This is a genomic window from Neobacillus sp. PS3-34, from assembly GCF_030915465.1.
Classification (GTDB): Bacteria; Bacillota; Bacilli; order Bacillales; family Cytobacillaceae; genus Neobacillus_A.
In genome coordinates this window covers 3930381-3950134 of the sequence record NZ_CP133267.1, presented here as the reverse complement: position 1 = coordinate 3950134, position 19754 = coordinate 3930381, and the positions used below count along the sequence as shown (strand labels likewise).

The 19754-nt window shown below is 39.3% G+C and carries 18 protein-coding genes and 3 pseudogenes; 4 read left to right on the top strand and 17 right to left on the bottom strand.

The window, feature by feature from the left end; all coding sequences use genetic code 11:
• Positions 1-208 precede the first annotated feature (208 nt).
• The 3 genes from RCG23_RS20645 to RCG23_RS20635 all read right to left on the bottom strand — a co-directional run bounded on the left by RCG23_RS20645 (position 209) and on the right by RCG23_RS20635 (position 4211).
• Positions 209-2614 carry an ABC transporter permease subunit gene (locus RCG23_RS20645; protein ID WP_308177176.1) on the bottom strand — a complete coding sequence of 802 codons (2406 nt, stop codon included), beginning with the start codon at positions 2612-2614 and terminating at the stop codon, positions 209-211.
• A complete protein-coding gene (locus RCG23_RS20640) occupies positions 2607-3470 on the bottom strand; it encodes an ABC transporter permease subunit (protein ID WP_308177175.1) in 864 nt (287 codons plus the stop codon). Before RCG23_RS20640 ends, RCG23_RS20645 begins: the two co-directional genes overlap by 8 nt.
• 171 nt (positions 3471-3641) lie before the next feature.
• The gene (locus RCG23_RS20635) at positions 3642-4211 is read right to left on the bottom strand and encodes a YppG family protein (protein WP_308177174.1); all 570 of its coding nucleotides are present in this window, start codon (positions 4209-4211) and stop codon (positions 3642-3644) included.
• 185 nt (positions 4212-4396) lie between these two features.
• Between RCG23_RS20635 and yppF the strand changes: the two genes are divergently transcribed.
• Positions 4397-4609: a YppF family protein gene (gene yppF, locus RCG23_RS20630; RefSeq protein WP_308177173.1), complete on the top strand. Its 213-nt coding sequence runs from the start codon at positions 4397-4399 to the stop codon at positions 4607-4609.
• A gap of 35 nt (positions 4610-4644) precedes the next feature.
• Here the strand turns inward: yppF and RCG23_RS20625 are convergent, their stop codons facing one another.
• The 3 genes from RCG23_RS20625 to RCG23_RS20615 form a co-directional block, all read right to left on the bottom strand.
• The gene (locus tag RCG23_RS20625; RefSeq protein ID WP_308177172.1) at positions 4645-5001 is read right to left on the bottom strand and encodes a YppE family protein; all 357 of its coding nucleotides are present in this window, start codon (positions 4999-5001) and stop codon (positions 4645-4647) included.
• Positions 5002-5079: 78 nt separating this feature from the next.
• Positions 5080-5319, bottom strand: coding sequence for a hypothetical protein (locus tag RCG23_RS20620; protein ID WP_308177171.1), 240 nt, complete (start codon positions 5317-5319; stop codon positions 5080-5082).
• A 517-nt stretch (positions 5320-5836) separates the two neighbouring features.
• Positions 5837-6811: a DUF2515 domain-containing protein gene (locus RCG23_RS20615; protein ID WP_308177170.1), complete on the bottom strand. Its 975-nt coding sequence runs from the start codon at positions 6809-6811 to the stop codon at positions 5837-5839.
• A gap of 162 nt (positions 6812-6973) precedes the next feature.
• On the opposite strand from RCG23_RS20615, the gene recU reads away from it, so the two are divergent.
• The 3 genes and pseudogenes from recU (at position 6974) to RCG23_RS20595 (ending at position 10434) form a co-directional block, all read left to right on the top strand.
• Positions 6974-7588, top strand: a complete 615-nt coding sequence (gene recU, locus RCG23_RS20610; RefSeq protein ID WP_308177169.1) for a Holliday junction resolvase RecU — start codon at positions 6974-6976, stop codon at positions 7586-7588.
• A gap of 26 nt (positions 7589-7614) precedes the next feature.
• Positions 7615-9362, top strand: a pseudogene (locus RCG23_RS20605) (transglycosylase domain-containing protein).
• On the top strand, positions 9286-10434 hold the full coding sequence (locus RCG23_RS20595) for a fibronectin type III domain-containing protein (RefSeq protein ID WP_308177168.1): 1149 nt from the start codon (positions 9286-9288) through the stop codon (positions 10432-10434). Before RCG23_RS20605 ends, RCG23_RS20595 begins: the two are co-directional and overlap by 77 nt.
• A gap of 23 nt (positions 10435-10457) precedes the next feature.
• Here the strand turns inward: RCG23_RS20595 and RCG23_RS20590 are convergent, their stop codons facing one another.
• The 11 genes and pseudogenes from RCG23_RS20590 to panB all read right to left on the bottom strand — a co-directional run bounded on the left by RCG23_RS20590 (position 10458) and on the right by panB (position 19589).
• On the bottom strand, positions 10458-10976 hold the full coding sequence (locus RCG23_RS20590) for a YpoC family protein (RefSeq protein WP_308177167.1): 519 nt from the start codon (positions 10974-10976) through the stop codon (positions 10458-10460).
• Entirely contained in the window at positions 10963-11631 is a 669-nt protein-coding gene (gene nth / locus RCG23_RS20585; RefSeq protein WP_308177166.1) for an endonuclease III, read from the bottom strand. The genes RCG23_RS20590 and nth overlap by 14 nt, the downstream gene beginning before the upstream one ends.
• Positions 11632-11706: 75 nt before the next feature.
• A complete protein-coding gene (locus tag RCG23_RS20580) occupies positions 11707-12408 on the bottom strand; it encodes a DnaD domain-containing protein (protein ID WP_308177165.1) in 702 nt (233 codons plus the stop codon).
• A 161-nt stretch (positions 12409-12569) separates the two neighbouring features.
• Positions 12570-13756, bottom strand: a pseudogene (locus tag RCG23_RS20575) (pyridoxal phosphate-dependent aminotransferase).
• 14 nt (positions 13757-13770) lie between these two features.
• Positions 13771-14244 (bottom strand): cell wall elongation regulator TseB-like domain-containing protein, encoded by a 474-nt coding sequence (locus tag RCG23_RS20570; protein ID WP_308177164.1) that lies wholly within the window; start codon positions 14242-14244, stop codon positions 13771-13773.
• A 15-nt stretch (positions 14245-14259) separates the two neighbouring features.
• Entirely contained in the window at positions 14260-14430 is a 171-nt protein-coding gene (locus RCG23_RS20565; protein ID WP_308177163.1) for a YpmA family protein, read from the bottom strand.
• A gap of 52 nt (positions 14431-14482) precedes the next feature.
• On the bottom strand, positions 14483-15826 hold the full coding sequence (locus RCG23_RS20560) for a helicase C-terminal domain-containing protein (RefSeq protein WP_308177162.1): 1344 nt from the start codon (positions 15824-15826) through the stop codon (positions 14483-14485).
• Positions 15827-15840: 14 nt separating this feature from the next.
• Positions 15841-17289, bottom strand: a complete 1449-nt coding sequence (locus RCG23_RS20555) for an exonuclease domain-containing protein (RefSeq protein WP_308177161.1) — start codon at positions 17287-17289, stop codon at positions 15841-15843.
• A 170-nt stretch (positions 17290-17459) separates the two neighbouring features.
• The gene (panD, locus tag RCG23_RS20550; protein WP_308177160.1) at positions 17460-17843 is read right to left on the bottom strand and encodes an aspartate 1-decarboxylase; all 384 of its coding nucleotides are present in this window, start codon (positions 17841-17843) and stop codon (positions 17460-17462) included.
• Between the two features lie 65 nt (positions 17844-17908).
• A pseudogene (panC, locus tag RCG23_RS20545) lies at positions 17909-18756 on the bottom strand (pantoate--beta-alanine ligase).
• Positions 18753-19589 carry a 3-methyl-2-oxobutanoate hydroxymethyltransferase gene (gene panB / locus RCG23_RS20540; RefSeq protein ID WP_308177159.1) on the bottom strand — a complete coding sequence of 279 codons (837 nt, stop codon included), beginning with the start codon at positions 19587-19589 and terminating at the stop codon, positions 18753-18755. The pseudogene panC and the gene panB overlap by 4 nt, the downstream one beginning before the upstream one ends.
• Between the last annotated feature and the right edge of the window lie 165 nt (positions 19590-19754).

The window sequence follows — 19754 nt, the reverse complement described above, 5'->3', positions numbered from 1 at the left end:
ACTCCTGCGGGAGCAAGCGGGACAGGTGAGACCCCACAGGCGCTGTGCGCCGAGGAGGCTCACCGCCCGCCCCGCGGAAAGCGAGCATCCTGGAGTGGAAATCACCTACTCCTTATATAGCAACAAAGTATACGAAAACAGCCTAAATAAAAAAAACGATAACAGGCAGGATATTATCTGCCTGTTATCGTTTTTCTACACAAACGCATTAATGATTTGCTTTTTGCACATCTAGCCAATCAGTAAAATAGCCACTAGGAAGTTCGAAATAATTCATAGTGAATTTCAAAAACTCTTTAGTGTCAACTTGTTTATATTTAAAATGATTATAATAATCAGAGAGATACTGCATATCGACTGTGCGGAGATCCTTGCCTTTCAGCGTGTAATTATCCTGAATCATATCGAATAATTGAATAGCTGGCTGGCCGTATATATAAGCTGTACTCTGATTCTTATCCAGTGGGACATTGGAGTACTGCTTGCCTAATCCCTGCTGCTCAGCCCTATCCATCCTGTTATAGGAAAGTATCTGAGCCTCATATTCAGACTGCTTTTCTTTAACATAGAAATACATGTTAGTGGCAAACTCTGTAAAGCCCTCATCAAGCCACGCCTCATTGTATTGATCATTGGCAACAACACCATAAAAGTACTGATGTGCAATTTCATGCACTATTGCTAATATAAAGAAGGCATCATCATCACCATATGGATCTACAGTTATGATTCCCGGATATTCCATATTTTGCCCTTTATCTAATACAATATCAAGCTGCTTATGGGGATATTCTCCGATTTTTTCTCGATAAAAAGAAAGCGCGCTCTTCGCTAGTTCCAATGTCTTTTTAGGATCTTTATTATGGTCACCTTCTGTGAACAAGCGAATTTTTACCCCGTTTGACTCTGTCTCGTACTTCTTCATATCTTTAAATGCAGCAATAAATACTTCCCGGACATTATCTGCCTCGAACTCCCCCTTATTTTTCTTTAAACCAGGGTCATGATCGGAGGTGGAAGCAATGGAATATCCCTTTGGAAACGAATAGGATACTTTGAAATCAGACCAGCCGGTTACAAAGGTCTCCAGTCCATCCAGATAATCCTCTTTATTCCATTTCCCATGCTCAAATGTGGCTAGCATTGGATACCATTGTGCGAGGTAATACCGGTCCTTTATTTTGGAAAAGCGGCTGCCCTCTTCAGGGATGGTAAACGAATAATCGACTGTAACTACACTACTGTCGCGTTTCTCCATTTTCTTTTTCAGTTGGACTTTTAGAGTGTCATTTTTCAAAGTGAAATTTGCTTTTTTCCCATCTACTTTAATACTGTTTATTTCAACCTCTGAAAAGCCCTTAATATTTTTATATCTATGTCCTTTCTTAAAGGCATTAGGGATGAAATAAAAAACCAAGTCATCCCAGCTCTTGGAGGAAAGGTTTTTAACATCAATATTTGCCTTTGAATGAAAGACGCCTGCTTTATTCATTTTTACATTTATGGAATAGTCAGCCTGGCTAAAGTTTTTCACACCAACATTTGCGTTCCTTTCCGCATAAACATAACTGCCGAAAGCCACGAAAGCAACAATTAAAGTCAATAAAGCCAGTCGCTCACCAGTTGGTTTCCAAATTTTAGTGTCATTTCCTAATTGCTTTCTTTTTGGCAATATTTTCGGTTCGAAACCAGTTTTAATCCATGGAGTGCGCTGATAATTCGACTGGAATCTATTTTTCAGTCCATTGGCAAGCAGGCTGAAGGATGATGTCGTCAATAATAAAACAAAAAGCGGAACCAAAAGCACATGGAAAGTTCCATAAACATTTCCCCTTGCCTGGCCAACCAATCCTGCTAATTCCTTTGTAATCGAATTATAAATAATCGGGTCCAAGGACATTTTTGTCCCGCCAATAAAAATATTCATTAAAGCAAGCTGTCCCATAATCGTAATTACATAAACAACTTCCAGAACGAACATTATTAAAAGCGATTCCTTCATTTGCGGAAAGATGTGAAGCCAGACGATTCTGTTCCTTCCCGCTCCGAGAGTTCTGGATGCTTCGATAAATACCGATTTAGACAGTTCGGCTGACTTTTGCCTAACTGAAGAAATAATGCTTGGTATGCTGATTGCTGCTGTGACAATAATAAAATATGTAATTAGCTGTGAAGGAGATAATACACTGTTAAAGCTGATAGGACGAAGAAAAAAGTAAAGAATGATAAATAACGGTACATAGCTCCAGGCATTTTCAAATGCCTCAAGCCAGCTAGGTACTTTCTTTAATGTTCCAATGTATATACCAATCAGTGTGCCAACTGCCATTTTTAAAACGGTAACTGCAATTGAAATAAACACTGTGTATCTGATTCCATTTAGAACCATGGATAAAAGGTCATAGCCCCATCTGTCCGTTCCAAGAGGATACTCACTTGTTTTAAATGGATCAAGTGGAGGTGCAAAGATCTTTCCATTTGAATAATGCGTTTCCAGTGTTTCAGTTAGCGAATGGGGCGCCAATATCGGTCCGAAAATCGAAAAAAACAAAAGGGCTGCGACTAGAAAAAAGCCTATATAAAAAGAGTAATTTATTCTCAACAACTTATTCATAGATAAAACCCCGTTTAAATAAATAAAGTACCAGCCTTACAGAAATATAGACTAGGAGAGAAATAATAAGCAGAGAAAATAAGCCAATCGCCAGAGGCTGGACTTCATTACTTAAAAAAATAAATTTAGTAATGCCTGGAACATTCATCAGATATTCAACAATAAACAGATTGCCTATCGCTAATGAAATGACTTTGGTAAGTTCTGCTATAATAAAGGGTTCAACATTTTTAAATACATGTTGAAAGTTTATGTAATTCAATCTCATTCCTTTTGCTACTGCTGTTTTTATATAATCATCACCGCTTATTTGGTAATAACGGACAGCGACCAATTTAAACAAGTATAATGTCGGAGCAAGCCCAACAAGGACCATTGGAAACCAGATATTGATCGGACCCGCATCTCGCCTTAACGATACAACCCTGAATCCTGTTTCTTTATAAATTTTTACTGCAAGGATTAATGATAAAATGATGATGATAAAATCCGGGATTGTCGCGAGAACATTCAAGAACAAGTTGAAAATTTTCGTAAACCGGAACCTGCTAACAAAAATACCGAATATTAAACTGAACAAAACACCCAGATTGACACCCACTGCGATAATTAAAAAGCTTGATACAAAATTATCACCAATATCATCTGCAATAAACCTGGTTTCAGCCCCCAACGTATATGTACCTAAACTCCCTTGGCTCAGTGCATGCATAAATTCCCCAAATATATGAGAAAGCATATCAAAATGCCACTCGATTGATTGGGTGGCCGGATTAATACCAATGATAACGGGAAGAGCAGCAAGAAAAAGAATAAGTATGAAAATGATAACAGATTGCTGCAGGACTCGAATCATTTTAATTCCCCCTTTATTTATTTTCTCTTTTTAAAAATACAGTTGAAATTTCGCAAGAAAAAATTGCCGGTAATTACCAAAATAGCATATATGTAATAGAATTGAAAGAATTTTAACTAAATTATAATAAATAGGCGACCGAGTTGGCCGCCTTGTTTTTTCTATGATTTTTTAAACCTTGAAAAAGCCTCCAAACCCTTTCACAAGGGATGATACCTGGTTTACTGCATTCATCATCTGACCGGCGGTATTCATCATTTTATTATAATCAACAGATCCATCCTGAGATTTAAAGGAATTCATAAAGCTTTGCATTCCTCCAGGCTGTTTAGGAAGAACATTCCCCTTTGGATATGGATTGGCATTCATATATGGGTTTGGTTGCTGGTAGCTATTTTGTTGCAAATAAGGATTTCCATACATTTCCTCTTGGGGCTGCAATGGATTTTGAAATATGAACTGTGCGTCATTCTGAGGCCCGTGGTAGGGGGAATATGGATAACTCTCTGGACCTGGACCATGCTGCTGGTAGGACTGTGGTCCTTGAGGAAAACCATGCTGGTATGGATTATTGTAAACTGCCTGCTGCTGAAATATAGGATAACCGGACTGGCCAGACGGATAAGGATAATTCCTGGCTGAATTCCATGGAACATGAAATTGATTATACGGATCCCCATGCAGCATTTGCCCCGGGAATCCGTTTCGGAAGTCAGGATTTTTTTTCTTTTTTGCAAACATGGGCAAACATCTCCTCCGCACATCATCCCTACACTTTATGATAAGAAGACTTCTTAGGTGAATATTTTCCGTTAATTTGACCGGGTCTTTTTTTGGGGAAAATTGTCGGAAGTTTAAATATTTTAAAAACAATAAATTAATTCATTCTGTGATACAGTTAAAAAAAGATAAAGGAGGGGAAAGTTTTGGACATTCATGATCTTCAAACTAAATTCGTTCAAAATCGGGATTATAAAACTGATGATCTAATTGATTTAATGGTATTTGCCAAAAAAGCTTACATCCATAACGAGATTACTTTCAAGGAATACCGTCAAGTTGTTCGGGAGCTTGAAAGCCAGGGTGCAAAAGTAATAGACAATTCACCAGACGACTCCCTCTTCGAAACTGAAAATTAATAAGCAAAAAAGGGATGCCTGTAGTGCATCCCTTTCTATTTATTAAGATGATTTAATAAAACCGTGAGTACATATTCAATAGATTTAGAAGCATCAAGAAACCTCTTTCTGCTCGTCTGGGGATAAAATGCTTGGACAGATAACTGTTCCATGTGGTCATGAACAGTATCAATTTGATTCGGATGCAAATTCTTTGGCCTCTCTCTGCCGATCCAGTCCAATGCAGCCGCTCTCCAGGAATCATTGATTTCTTTTACCGAATCGGCAAAAGGCTTTACTTCATTAAAGAAATCCCCTTCCATTCCGCTTTCTTTTGTTTCTTCATACTTTTTCAGCATGAAATGATTAAATGACAATAGTTTTTCACTCATCATAGGAAGTGAATGATCCATTTATTCCCTCCTGCTAATAAAAAATAAAAGCAGCTTCATTTTAGAAAGCCACTTGAGTTATAAGTTTATTTTACTCTTTTAAAAACCAAGTTCAAGTTTCAAGGCTCCTGCATTTTTCCTTGCTTCACGGTATTCTTTATTTTCCAGCAAGGAGAGCCTATCCTTCGGCAATTCTAATTTTCTTGCCTCATGTTCGTACGCATCTTTTCGAAGACCTGTAAACGATGACTCTATAATTGACTCCAACTCTTCCAATTGATTGGATATTTCTGCAAGCATGATTAATACCTGTTCCTTTTGAGTTATCGTTTCACTCATATGTACGACCTCCTTCATATTCTACAACGAATATTCTCCCTTCTCTTTCTGCTTCCTTCTCTCCTGACAAAACTAGAAGCGTTTCGGCAAAGAAAGTGGATTTCGAGCCTATTAATTTTACGTTTTCGACATAAGCTATAAAAGAATGAAACCGTTTAAGTGGGGCAAAATAATTATGGGAGGTGTTTACGATATGCAGAAAAAGGGTAAGGAAAACAATTCTCAAGCAAGCCGCCAGGTAAGCAATAAGGCTGGATACGGTGATAAAAAACTAAAGGGAGAAAACCGCCCAGCAGAATAGAAAAGTGGAAGCGCCTTGATCACCCCCGACAAGCGCTGGAGGGCCTAAAGGTGAAGTCGTCCTTTGACTTCATCGTTAGGACCGAAGCGACCTCGAGGGGGTAGGCGCTGGAGCTAGACACAGTTCTATTTAGAAAAAAGGTACCTTTCTTGTATTAATTTAAACAGAATTGCAATTAAAATAGGTTTAAAAAAGCAAGGGTATCCTTGCTTTTTTTTAAACCCTTTTATCCAGCAAACCTTTTTGAAGGTAAAGCATCAATTTCATTTGATTCCTTTTATGAAAGTACCAATCTGTCAAATGAATGGGATGCCTGTGTTTTGCCGGGGTATGAAGCCATTTATATGCTTTAGGGCTGTTAAGGCTCCAATCCTCATATTCATGCCTGTTATGCTCTATTACGGGAAAAGCTGCTCTTAAAAAAGGAGTCTCCCGATTAACAGGCATTTTAAAATATCTTTCGAAATCATGTCTTGATCCGGTATGGGGTGTGCTTTCGGCAAACTCAAGGAAATAAGGGAATAACCGCGGATGCAGCAGGATTTTCATAAGTCTCTTTCCAAGATTGATTCTCTTTGACAGGTTGCGAAATCCATTTACACTGGCACCATATAGTTCTCCTCCGCATGTTGGAAAGAGGACACAGCTAAAATGAAACCAATCCTGAAAGGAAAATATAAGAGAGCGAAACACCCTGCTCTTATAAACCGGATGTTCGATGATTGGTTTTTGTATAACATTTTGTTCATTAATGATCAGTGCAGAAGATATTCTTAAGGAGTCATTTTCATTCCAAAATCGGAGCCACTCCTGTTGAATAAACGAAGAAACATTAAAATATGGCAGGAGGTGAAACAATGGCCGGCTAAATCTCGTCGAATACTGGTAGAGCAGCAATTGAGGATATACATCATGGAAAATCAGCCAGTTTGCCCTTTCAAATGTCAGGAAAAGCTGCTTTCGAGTATTCGGATCCAGTATTTGTACAAAGACCGATCCTTTTAAATCGCACATATTCCAGCCGCCATTTCTTGAGACCATACTCGCTAGAAAGGACCAAACTATTTCAGGGTTCTTTTTAAAGTATAAAAAGTATGCATTTGTTCTAGTGATATTATCGATGTTTTTATTTTTTGTCTCCTCTTGAATTTGACGGATTAATACTTGCTCCTGTATTGTAAGATGATTCATATTCCTCTTCCCTTCCATCACATAGGCAGGATTTTGAGGAGTGATTGATCGACTCTTCAATAATGTGCGCTCATGCATAGAATGGAGCATTCAATCAGTTTTTATTCACCCCATTGCGTAAAGATTTGATATGATAAGTAATAGTTTGAGAGGTGCTTATCAATGAAATTTCATTATCCCAATGGAAAAAAATACATTCCACAGGAAAAAGCTTCTGCCACTAATAAGCAAAAAGAAAAAAAGTGGACATATAGTAAAAGAGGCATGACCCTCGAGGAGGATCTAAACGAAACAAATGAGTACTACCTTTTACGAAATATAGCAGTCATTCATAAAAAGCCCACACCTGTTCAAATAGTACAGGTCGATTATCCAAAAAGAAGTGCTGCTGTTATTAAGGAAGCTTATTTTAAACAAGCATCTACCACTGACTATAACGGTGTTTATAAAGGAAGATACATTGATTTCGAGGCTAAAGAAACTCAAAATTCAACATCTTTCCCCATGAAAAACATTCATGAACACCAGATTAATCATATGAAATCGGTGATAGCCCACGGGGGCATCTGTTTTGTTATACTTTGTTTCAGTACTCAAAACCAAATTTTCCTACTTGAGGCAAAGCATTTATTAACTTTTTGGGAAAGAATGGCTGAAGGCGGAAGAAAGTCAATTACAAAGGAAGAAATAGAACAAACTGGTTACAGCATTCCGCTTGGATTTCAACCGCGGATTGACTATATTAAAGTAATAAATGATCTTTACAAGCTTTCTTAATTGGTTAAAGTGAAAGTTAGAAAGGAATGACAGACTACATGGCTGATAAGTATCAATCAAGAGAGGAGCGCCGCAAACGACAAAATGCCAACGGTACCCAAAAGAGCAATAAAAAAGGGTCAGGACTCCTAAAAAGAATTTTCCTATTCCTGATTGCGATGGGTATTATCGGCATTATGGCTGGCGCTGGTACTTTTGCATATTTAGTTCAAGGTACTCCTAAACTTGATAAAAAATTATTGAAGGATCCGATTGCTTCTAAAATATTAGATAAAGACGGAAACCTTGTGACAGAGGTTGGATCAGTAGGCAGCAGGGATTATGTTACCTATGATGATATTCCCAAGGTTGTTGAAAATGCTTTTATTGCAACTGAGGATGCCCGCTTTTATAAACACCATGGAATTGATGTAATACGTCTCGGCGGTGCTGTCGTGGCGAATATTACCCATGGCTTCGGTTCTGAAGGCGGCAGTACGATTACACAGCAAGTGGTCAAAAATTCAATCCTGACACCTCAAAAAACGATTAAAAGAAAGGTGCAGGAAGCGTGGCTGGCCTATCAGCTTGAACAGCAATATACTAAACATCAGATTCTCGAGATGTACGTTAACAAAATTTATATGTCTGGGAATATTAATGGGGTCGGAACGGCTGCAAAAATGTATTTTGGAAAAAGCTTGAAGGATTTAACTCTTCCTCAAGCTGCAATGCTGGCAGGAATGCCACAAAGCCCAAATAATTATAATCCATTTGTCCATCCGGATGCTGCTGAAAAAAGGCGCAATATTGTGCTGACCTTAATGCACCAACACGGATATATTACAAAGCAAGAAATGGATGAAGCCATTAACACACCGATTCAAACAGGTCTGGTTCCTGAAGAAAAGCGTGTGAAAAATGATAGCCCATACGATGCATTTATTGATACAGTTATTGATGAAGTAAAGGAAAATGGAAATTTTGACATTTATACTGACGGTTTAACAATTCATACAACGCTCGATCCAAAAGCACAGTCCTATGTTGAAAAAGTGCTAAATGGTAATGATATTGTTCAATATCCAGATGATAAATTTCAAGCAGGACTTACCTTGCTTGATACAAAAACTGGTGAAATCAGGGCAATTGGTGGCGGCCGTAATATAAATGTTAAACGCGGCTTCAATTATGCAACTGATATACAGCGCCAGCCTGGGTCAACGATAAAGCCAATTCTTGATTATGGGCCAGCCATTGAATATCTTCAATGGGGAACATACCATATGATTAACGATAAGGAAGTTACCTATACTGGCGGAAAGAAATTTGGAAACTGGGATAATAAATACATGGGGGCTATGACAATAAGAAAGGCCTTGCCCTTTCACGGAACACACCAGCAGTACAAACTCTTCAAGAGGTTGGCCTTGAGAGAGCAAAGGAATTTGCTATCAATCTTGGAGTTCCCTTAAAAGAGATTTATGAATCATATGCGATTGGCGGTTTTGGCGGGAAAACGGTTGGTGTTTCCCCTCTCCAAATGGCTGGAGCATATGCAGCGTTTGGCAATAATGGCTTTTATACAAAACCATACGCAGTAAAAAAGATAGAGCTGCGTGATGGAACAGAAATTAATACTAAGCCAGAAACAAAGGTTGTAATGAAGGATTATACAGCCTTTATGATAACTGACATGTTAAAAAGTGTTCTTGAATATGGAACAGGTACAAAAGCAAGGGTTCCAGCTGCCTATCGCGGGAAAATCCGGTACAACAAATTATACAGACGATGATTTAAAAAAATACGGAATTACGAACAGCAAGGATGTACCAGATGCATGGTTTACTGGTTATACAACCAATTATACTGCTTCCGTATGGACTGGTTATAGTGATCGAGGAACCCCAATTCATATGGGAGATGATCAGAAGATTGCCCAATATATCTTTAAAAATGTTATGGAATATGTGTCTAATGATGTAAAAACTCCTGACTTCACCATGCCAAAGAGCGTATCAAGAGTTCGAATTGAAAAAGGGTCAATGCCGGCAAAACTTGCAAGTGAATATACTCCTGAGGATAAGGTTTCTTACGAGTACGCTATTAAAGGACATGGACCAAAGCAAGTTTCTGACAAATATGAAAAACTAGAAGGTCCGATTAATGCTGATGCCCACTATGATGAAGCACAAAATGGAATTGATTTAACATGGGACTATCCAGCAGATAAAACAGGAATAAAATTTGAAGTTGTGGCAGCAACGAATGCTGGAGAACAGAAAGTTACAACAACAGATACTTCATTGCGACTGTCAAATCCTTCCCCGGGAACAACCTACACATTTACGATAGTGGCAGTAAAGGGATCAGAAACGAGTGACCCTGTTACAGCCACAGTAGATATTCCCGGCGCTTCTGATGGTACCGGCACCAATAACGGAGATAATCAAGGTGATAACAGTGGTACTCAGCCACCTGCAACGAACCCTGGAGGAACTAGTGGCCAGGGCGGCGGCGGTACCGGAGGAAAAGGCGGTACCGGAGGAAAAGGTGGCACTGGCGGTAAAGGTGGCACTGGTGGTACTGGCGGTACTGGTGGCACTGGCGGTACTGGTGGCACTGGTGGTACTGGTGGTACTGGCGGTACTGGCGGTACTGGTACTGGAACCGGAACCGGCACTGGAACTGGAACCGGTACTGGAACCGGCACTGGAACCGGCACTGGCACTGGCACTGGTACTGGTACTGGTACTGGTACTGGTACTGGTACTGGTACTGGTACTGGTACTGGTACTGGTACTGGTACTGGAACCGGCACTGGTACCGGCACTGGTACTGGTACTGGCGGTAGCGGAGGTCATTAAGAACAAAAAGCGTCCAGGCTCACTTAGAGCTTGGACGCTTTTTTTATTATGCTTAATGCATATTGTTTCTCCTGTTCAGCCATTAATTCACCTAATTGTATAAAGGAGTGAAACAGGCTTGGCCGGGACATAATGAAATTCACTCTTTCTAATACATTTACTGGCCTATAGGGTAAATCAGCAATCGGTATTGGATTCGTTAAAACTGAAGGTTTCCGGTTACACCAAAATAATAATTGTAAAAATAACCCGATTCCTTTTCGCATTGAAGGTAAAGTTTCTTCTTGTGCCCTTTTCTTATGTGAAGCTTCAATTATTCCCTTTAGGGAGCCCCATTCCTCTAAAATTAAAGGAACTGTTTCTTCTGGATGGTCCCAGGGTCTGTAGGAAGGGATTCCGTGATAAAAATGGACTTCATATAAAAAAAAATCCTTGAGATTAAAAGAAGGCACCGGGTAGCTGATAAAGTTAAATTTATTGGTAAAAAAGAAAGGATTTGCTAATTCAACAGGCACTGTCAATTTATTTTCAAGCTCCATCATTGGGACTTCCTTTACCTTTCATTCTTTTCTTCCCTTCACGGCAAAGTTCCAGCATCGGGCAGCTTTCACAGCGGGGGTTTTGCGCCTTGCAGTGATAGCGGCCAAAGAAAATCATTCGATGATGGGTGACGGACCACTCCTCTTTTGGCACCTTCTTCATCAAAGTATGTTCTACCTCTAATACACTATCCTTCCAACGGCAGATAGCAAGACGTTTGCTGACCCTTTCTACATGTGTGTCTACCGCAATTGCTGGTATGCCAAATGCCACAGATACGACTACATTGGCAGTCTTCCTTCCTACCCCAGGAAGCTTTGTCAGCTCGTCACGGTCCATAGGAAGCTGACCATTAAAATCATCCAGCAACATTCTGCAAAGGTTTTGAATGTTTTTAGCCTTATTTCTAAAAAGACCGATGGACCTTATGTCCTGTTGAAGTTCTTCCAGAGTTACAGACAAATAATCTTCAGGCTTTTTATATTTTTGGAACAGCGACGGAGTTACTTTATTAACGAGTGCATCAGTACATTGGGCAGACAGCGCAACCGCAATTACAAGCTCAAATGGGTTGGAATGTACCAATTCGCAATGTGCCTCCGGAAACAGTTCCCCCATTTGATCTAAACAAAAACGAATTTGGGTTTGATTTAACATCCAGATCACCTTCAATCAAAAAAAATTTGCTTAATAAAAAAAACACGAGAGATTCTCTCTCTCGTTCCTCTTTGATCACTGCTCAAGCCAATTATATAGTGGTACAGGAACGGTCTGTTGAAATTCTTCCGGGGCTGTTCTGCCCTGCTGTTGTTTTTGGCGGAATTTTTTCCCCTGATTCCGAGCCTGTTCGATTGTTTTAATCCCATTTTTCTTCCATTCGAATAAAATACGATCAATGTATCTAAAATTTAGCTTTCCAGACATGACCGATTCCCTTAAAGCTGCTTTAATGATAATTGGTTCATGCATATCATCATCCATCCACATGCCTAGAGTTTCACATTCAAATGGGGATAACGGACGTCCGAATTCTTTTTCGAAGCATGTATAAAGGTCAGTTTCCTCTGACTGTTTGCTTAATGCTTGTCCACTTTTTTGGTCAGTTAAGAAATGATCAATTAATTTCTCCCATAAAGGCCTTAAGGAGTATTTTTCAAAACGGATACCTTCAGAAGAGTGCTCTTCCATTATAATTATATAGCCTCTTTGAATAAGCTTCCTTAGCATATTAGTACACTCTGTTTCGGATATGGTCATGCGTGATGAAAGCTCAACAGGAGTAGGAAATTCATTTCCTTTTTCTACAAAAGTAATAATATTCAATAAGAGCACTAGTTCAAATTCATTAAGATTCATTTTTTTGTAATGCGTCAATAATGCTGCAGGAATCGAAATATTTCCTTCTTCAACCCAGGATAGTAAACTTGATTTCATCTTTATGACACCTCCTATTCAGTATAACATGGATTTCAATTGCTAAGTAGATGACAAGTTTAGCCAGCCATATTGATTTTAAAATGAAAGCAAGAAGTCCGCGAAAGCGGACTTCCTTTTACATACTGAAATGAGAGGATTAAAACACAGACTTTTTAGGACTAATTATTTTTTTCTACAAATACCCTGATTCTTTCAACCGCTTCTTCTAATTGATTTAATGACGTTGCATATGAAAGGCGGATATTGTCGGGAGAACCAAATCCTGAACCTGGAATTACAGCCACTTTCGCTTCAGTCAGTAAAGCCTCCACAAAAGAATCAACATCCTTATAACCTAAATTATCAGCTGCTTCTTTTACATTTGGAAAAAGATAAAAAGCGCCCTGTGGTTTAACACAGTTAAAGCCTGGAATTGAAATTAATTTTTCATATATGATTTCCAATCTGTTTTCGAACGCTTTTCTCATTTCCTCTACAGGCTCCTGAGGGCCATTATATGCTGCAATTGCCGCATACTGAGCTGTAGTAGTGGGATTGGAGGTGCTGTGGCTGGCAAGATTCGTCATCGCTACAATGACGTCTTTATTGCCCGCAGCATAGCCGATCCTCCAACCCGTCATTGAATGTGATTTAGAAACACCATTAATAATAATCGTTTGCTGCTTCAACTCTTCAGAAATCTGTGCAATCGAAATATGTTCAGCCCCAGCGTATGTCAGCTTTTCATAAATCTCATCCGAAATAATCAGGAGGTTTTTTTCAAGACATACCTTACCAAGTTCTTCTAGTTCCTCTTTTGTATAAAGAACGCCGGTAGGATTGCTTGGTGAATTGATAATGACAGCCCTGGTTTTATTTGAAACAGCATCCGCTAGCTGTCGAGGCGTTATTTTAAAATCATTTTCTTCTTTTCCTTTTACATAAACCGGCAAACCGCCTGCTAGCTTTACTTGCTCTGGGTAGCTAACCCAGTAAGGGATAGGAATGATGACTTCATCTCCATCATCAAGCAAGACTTGAAAAAGGGTATAAAGAGCGTGTTTTGCTCCATTGGTAACAATGATTTCATTTGGCAAATAGGTAATATCCTGGTCGCGTTTGAACTTTTCAATAATTGCTTTTTTTAATTTCGGAAGGCTGCAGAAGGAGTATATTTTGTCTGTCCTTCATTCATTGAATCTGCAGCTGCTTCTAAAATATGGCCAGGAGTATTAAAATCAGGCTCGCCCGCACCGAGGCCGATGATATTTTCTCCCTGTTCTTTTAGTTCCTTTGCTTTAGCGGTAATTGCCAGTGTTGATGAAGGAGTCAAAGCCTTCACCCTTTTCGCAAGCTGAAATTGCATCTTTTTTCCCCTCATTAAAGGTTTTCAATTCTTTTTACCATTTCACCAGTTTTAAAATCAACACAATAATAGTTTATTAAATGATCACTGGAAAGGTAGTAAATTTCCCAAAAAGGAATATTTTTTTCCATTCCAAGACGGACAGCAACGATTTTCTCAGGATTTTTCTTTTCCTTCAACGACTTGATTGCCTCTTCCTTTGTCAGGCCGCTTTTAGCTTTCCGTACAAAGATTTTGTGGCTTTTTTCAGGTATCCAGACGATAATATTTTTTCCCTTCTGGTCCTTTCCCTCAAGAACATAAATCGTTTCAAGACCGTTATACAAATGAAAATCATCCACGCTGCTAAAATCAATTTTTTTTTCAGCGATCGCAATGGCTTTCTTTTCAGCGGCATTCACTGGCTCTACCGCATTAGAATAGATTTTCCCCATAATCCCGACAATAATTAGAAGAACTGTTATAAGTATACCAATCCACTTTTTCACTTTATTTCACTTCACCTATGTACGATAAATAGTAAATATCGCTTTATTTTTATCTTCCTGATCAAGTGCAAGGCCAAACATTAAATCTTTATCTTTAAGTGTACGGTTCAAAGCATCCACAACCTTATATAAATCAGGGCTATTCTGGATTTTTACTGTTGATAGCACCTCTATCTTGCTTTCCATATCATTTCCTCCTAATTTCTCTGCTGTTTTGTATCCTCCCATTATAGCAGGATTATAACCAGGAAAGAATTCTTTCCACCAGTTTATCAATATTTCCTGTTTTAATCGGTATGGGAGGAATAGATTGTAAAAAGTCCCTTCCATAATTCGCAGTGGTGATTCTTTTATCAAAAATAACAATGACTCCCCTATCCTGCTCGGTTCTGATTAAGCGGCCAAATCCCTGTTTGAATCTTAAAATCGCTTCTGGGAGCGAGTACTCCGAAAAAGGGTTTCCCCCACTCAGTTTAATTAATTCCGCTTTAGCCTCCGTTAACGGGTCATCAGGCGGGCTGAAGGGGAGACGGACAATAACCAGACATGATAAATCCTCCCCTGGGATGTCTATTCCTTCCCAGAAGCTGCTTGTGCCAAGCAAAATGGCCTTTTCATATCTTTTGAAATTGCGCGTCAGTCTTGACCTGCTTCCACTTGTAATCCCCTGGGCGATGATTGCATATTCACTTAAAAATCCGCTTTCCTTTATTAATTCATACGTCTTCTTCAGCATTTCCTGGGCTGTAAAAAGAACGAGCATTCTTCCTCTTGATGCTTCTGCTATTGATATAATATGCTCTGTAATCGATGTTACATAATCTTCTGTTGAGACGGATTTAATATCAGGAAGATCATCAGGAATTAACAGCTGCACCTGCTGATTATATTGAAATGGAGAAGGTATTTGTACAATGGCTGTGTTGTTTTTGTTCAGCCCTAATTCATTGACAATATAATCGAATTTTTGCTTGACCGTCAATGTGGCAGAAGTAACTACTACTCCTTTTTTCATATTGAAAAACCGGTCTCTTAACTCATTGGCCGCGGAAGCAGGCTGCGCATAAATAGCTGTTGTATTTTGCGGGGAACGAAGATCTACTTCTACCCATTTGACCATCGAAGTACTTTTTAAAATCAATTCATACATACTTGACCTTAATTCCTCCAGTTCACCCGTTAAGGAATGAACTTCCTCCATAAAACTGAGCTGTTCAGAGTTAAGGCTGCTCTTCACTTTTTTGACAGCTTCCATCCTATTGTTTATTGCATTGATTAAGTCCTTTAAACTAAAAGCCAATCTTTCGCCACTGTTAGCCAAAGCTAACCATTCTTTCCCTGTATCACTAGACATTAAACGAGTTTTAATCCTGTTATAATTCTCGTTCCTTTTTGTCACATTTTTTTTCGCAGCCAATGCTGTAATTTTGAAAAATTCATCCATTTCGTAAAAAAGATTTGAGACCATTTCATTTAATTTGCCAGTGGTAATATGCATTCCTTTTTCAACGACAGCTGCATTAAACAGCCTTTCCATCTTATAAAAAAGCTGGCGCTGTTCATATAAACCAAACTGAGTCAAAAGTAGACGGACACTTAAATAATCAAGAGTATGCCCAAGAAACCTTCCTGCTGCTTTTTCAAAATGGTGGCTTCATCAATAACTGCATAATCAAATGAAGGGAGAATGGATGCTTTATACGCAAGATCACTTAGGAGCAAAGCATGATTTGTTATGATTAAATCCGCGTTTCCAGCTGCTTCCTTTGCACGCAGATAAAAATCCTTTTCAAGCCATTCCTGTCCCGTAAGAAAAGCAGGCTGATCCCCTTTAATTTTATTCCAGTAAATCAGGCCTCCACTTGATAAATTCAGTTCATCCCGATCTCCTGTCTCTGTTTCAGTCAGCCATACAAGAATTTGCATTTTAGTTAAATTGGTATCATAGTTATCGTTTTCTTCTTTAAGTGTTTGTGAGAATTTCTCCAGACTAACATAATGGCTTCTTCCTTTAAGAAGAACTGCCTTAATTTTAAAAGGAAGAATTTTGTTCAAAAGGGGGATTTCTTTATGTAACAGCTGTTCTTGAAGCTGTATAGTATGGGTGCTAATCACGACAGCCTGCCCCGTTTGCCTGGTAAAAAAAGCAGATGGCAAAAGGTAGCCAAGTGATTTCCCCACCCCGGTTCCCGCTTCGATGAGTGCGTGTGTATTTGTATTAAAAGCTTTGTAAACGTGATCCATCATCTCGAATTGTCCCATTTTCACTTCAAATGCCGAAAAAGCTTTCTGCATGATTTGAGTTTTTTCTTGTGGGCTGCCAGGATAGGGTGGATTTTCATGGTTTTCAAACAAAGGAAATTCAGTCCCACATCTTTTTAATGCCAGGTTATGAAAAATCTCAACTGACTCAGGTAGGATCTCCCATCTGTTTTTTCTCTCATGGATCATATCTCCCAACAGCTGATCAAGATCGCTTTTCAAGCCTCCCGATAGACGTGCAAGCTGTTGAACAGTTTTCAGTGGCAGCAGGGAGAGCTTATTAATAAAAATAAGAAAAAGCTCTGCTGTCACCAATGCATCGCTGTCAGCCTGATGGGGCCTGTCATGAACTAGGTTCTCCTGATCTGCAAGATCTGTAAGCTTGTAACCGTCCGCGGTAGGATATAAAATTCTGGCCATTTCCACAGTGTCCAAAATTGGACCAAAAAAGCCTTCAAATCCGGCATTTAGTAATTCTTCCTGCAGGAAGGATAAATCAAAAAGTACATTGTGCGCAACGAAATAGGCGCCTTCCAATAATTCCGTTATTTTAGGAGCAATTTCGGATAGAATGGGGGCATCCTTCACCATGCTATTATTAATTCCCGTGAGTTCTTCGATAAAGGCCGGGATATTCTTTTTCGGATTTACAAGAGAAGAATACTTTTCCTTAATAATGCCGTTTTCGATAACAACCGCCGCGAATTGAATGATTTTATCTCCCTTTTTAGGGACATTGCCTGTTGTCTCTAAATCAATTACAACATATTTGTTTAACATCATTTAACACCTCATTCATTCGTCATTCAACGGTATCATAAAAAACGCAAAAAAGAAAAAGAAAATGAGCTTTTGTAATGTTTTTTTGTATCAATATTAAAGAAGCCCGCCGATTGGCGAGCCTTTAGGCGTTTAAGTACAGAATCCAATTAGGCTAATTAGATAAAAAGCGATTACATAATGGTATGGGCTGGTTCTGCGTGAAGAAGCTCACTGATCTGGTTATTTTCACCCATTATCGCTACCTTTGGCTTATGGTCCCGCACATTTTCTTCTGCAACCATAACATAGGAAATGATAATTACCGTATCCCCAGGCTGAACAAGACGGGCTGCAGCGCCATTCAAGCAGACAACACCGCTTCCTCTTTCACCAGGGATGATATAGGTTTCAAGTCGTGCTCCATTATTATTATTAACAATTTGCACTTTTTCATTAGGTAGCATACCAACCGCATCCAAAAGATTTTCATCTATCGTAATGCTTCCTACATAGTTTAAATTCGCTTCTGTCACTTGGGCACGATGTATTTTGCCGTTCATCATGGTGCGAAACATACTTAATTTCCTCCTCTTTCTCCAATATTATCTATCTACAACTGGTCTGGCTTTCACCGACCCAGTCAATTAACGGTAAGGATAATATTATCGATCAACCTGACTTTTGCAAATTTAACTGCAAGGGCAATGATAATAGTTCCTTCAACTTTTTCAATTGGCTTCAGTTCCGGATAACTGTATATTTCAATATAATCAATTTCGCCATCTGTCTCATTACGAATGGCGGATTCAAGAAGTGCTTTTAATTCCCGAGGATTTCTTTGGCCTTTCTCGATTGCTGCCTGGGCACTCATCAAGCTTCTATAAAGATTGGCAGCCTGTGTTCTTTCATGCGGAAGGAGATTTACATTCCTGGAGCTTTTTGCTAACCCATCCTCCTCACGCACAATATCAATCGGAACAAGCTTAATCGGAAAATGAAAGTCGCTTACTAATCCATCAATAACAGCAACCTGTTGAGCATCCTTCTTGCCAAAATAAGCTCTTGACGGCATGACGATATTAAACAGTTTTGTTAAGACCGTCGCGACCCCATCAAAATGTCCTGGGCGTGATTTTCCGCATAACACATCGGTGCGTTCCTGTACAGTTACTGTAACAGATGGTGTATTAGGGTACATTTCCTCAACCGACGGGTAAAATAAATAATCAGCTTTTTCCCCTTCAGCTAATTGGCGATCATGTTCAAAATCCCTCGGATATGTCGAAAAATCCTCGTTTCGCCAAACTGAAGCGGATTTACAAAGATGCTGATGACAACAATGTCGTTTTCTTCTCTTGCTTTTCTTAAGAGAGTTAAATGTCCTTCGTGAAGAAAACCCATTGTTGGCACAAAGCCAATAGAAAGCCCGTTTGCTTTGTGTTTAAGCATTGCAGATTGCATTTCATTAATTGTAGTGATTATATTCATTCCTTGCCTCCGTATAACCCTTTTAGCTCTTCCTCTTTCATAGTGAAGGAATGCTGTTCTTCAGGGAACTGTACATTTCTCACTTCCGACACATAGGCTTGAATTGCTTCGGAAATTGATTCGTTTAAAAAAGCATACTGTTTAACAAATTTTGGAACCCGGCCAACTCCGTATGTCAAAATATCATGATAAACAAGCACTTGCCCGTCAACATCCATTCCTGCCCCAATTCCTATGACAGGAATATCCAGATTCGAAGTGATTTCTGCAGCAAGCTGTTTTGGTACACATTCAAGTACAAGTGCAAAAGCACCGGCATCCTGGCATTTTTTTGCGTCTTCCAGCAGTTTCAGAGCAGCTGCTGCTTCCTTTCCCTGTACTTTATAGCCGCCCAAAACACCAACCGACTGTGGGGTTAAGCCTAAATGTGCAACAACAGGAATACCTGCCCTTGTAAGAGCGGAAATATGGTCAATCACCTCATCGGCACCTTCGAGCTTTACAGCATGGGCTCCTGTTTCTTGTATAATGCGTCCCGCATTTTGTAGTGTATCCCTGATTGATAAATGGTAGCTAAGGAAAGGCATGTCTACTACAATAAAAGTTTCCTTCGCACCGCGCTTAACAGCTTTTGCATGATGGATCATATCATCAACAGTCACAGGGACAGTTGAATCATAGCCCAAAACGACCATTCCCAGAGAATCACCCACCAAAATGAAGTCGACTCCGCCTTGTTCTGCCTGGATGGCAGAAGGGTAATCATAAGCTGTTAACATTACGATCTTTTCATTCTTTTGTTTCATTTTCAAAAAATCAGTAGTTTGCTTCATCAGCTTTCCTCCTTTAATAAGAAAGAGGCGATAAAACGGTTATATGAGCGTCTGCGTAATATAAGCAAACAAAAAGATCCTTCTGAAGGCAGAGGATCCCGTTACTCTTTAGCATGTTTCATCCCTCTGTCCCGGTCCGTTTTACGGATCTAGGCAGAAACCATA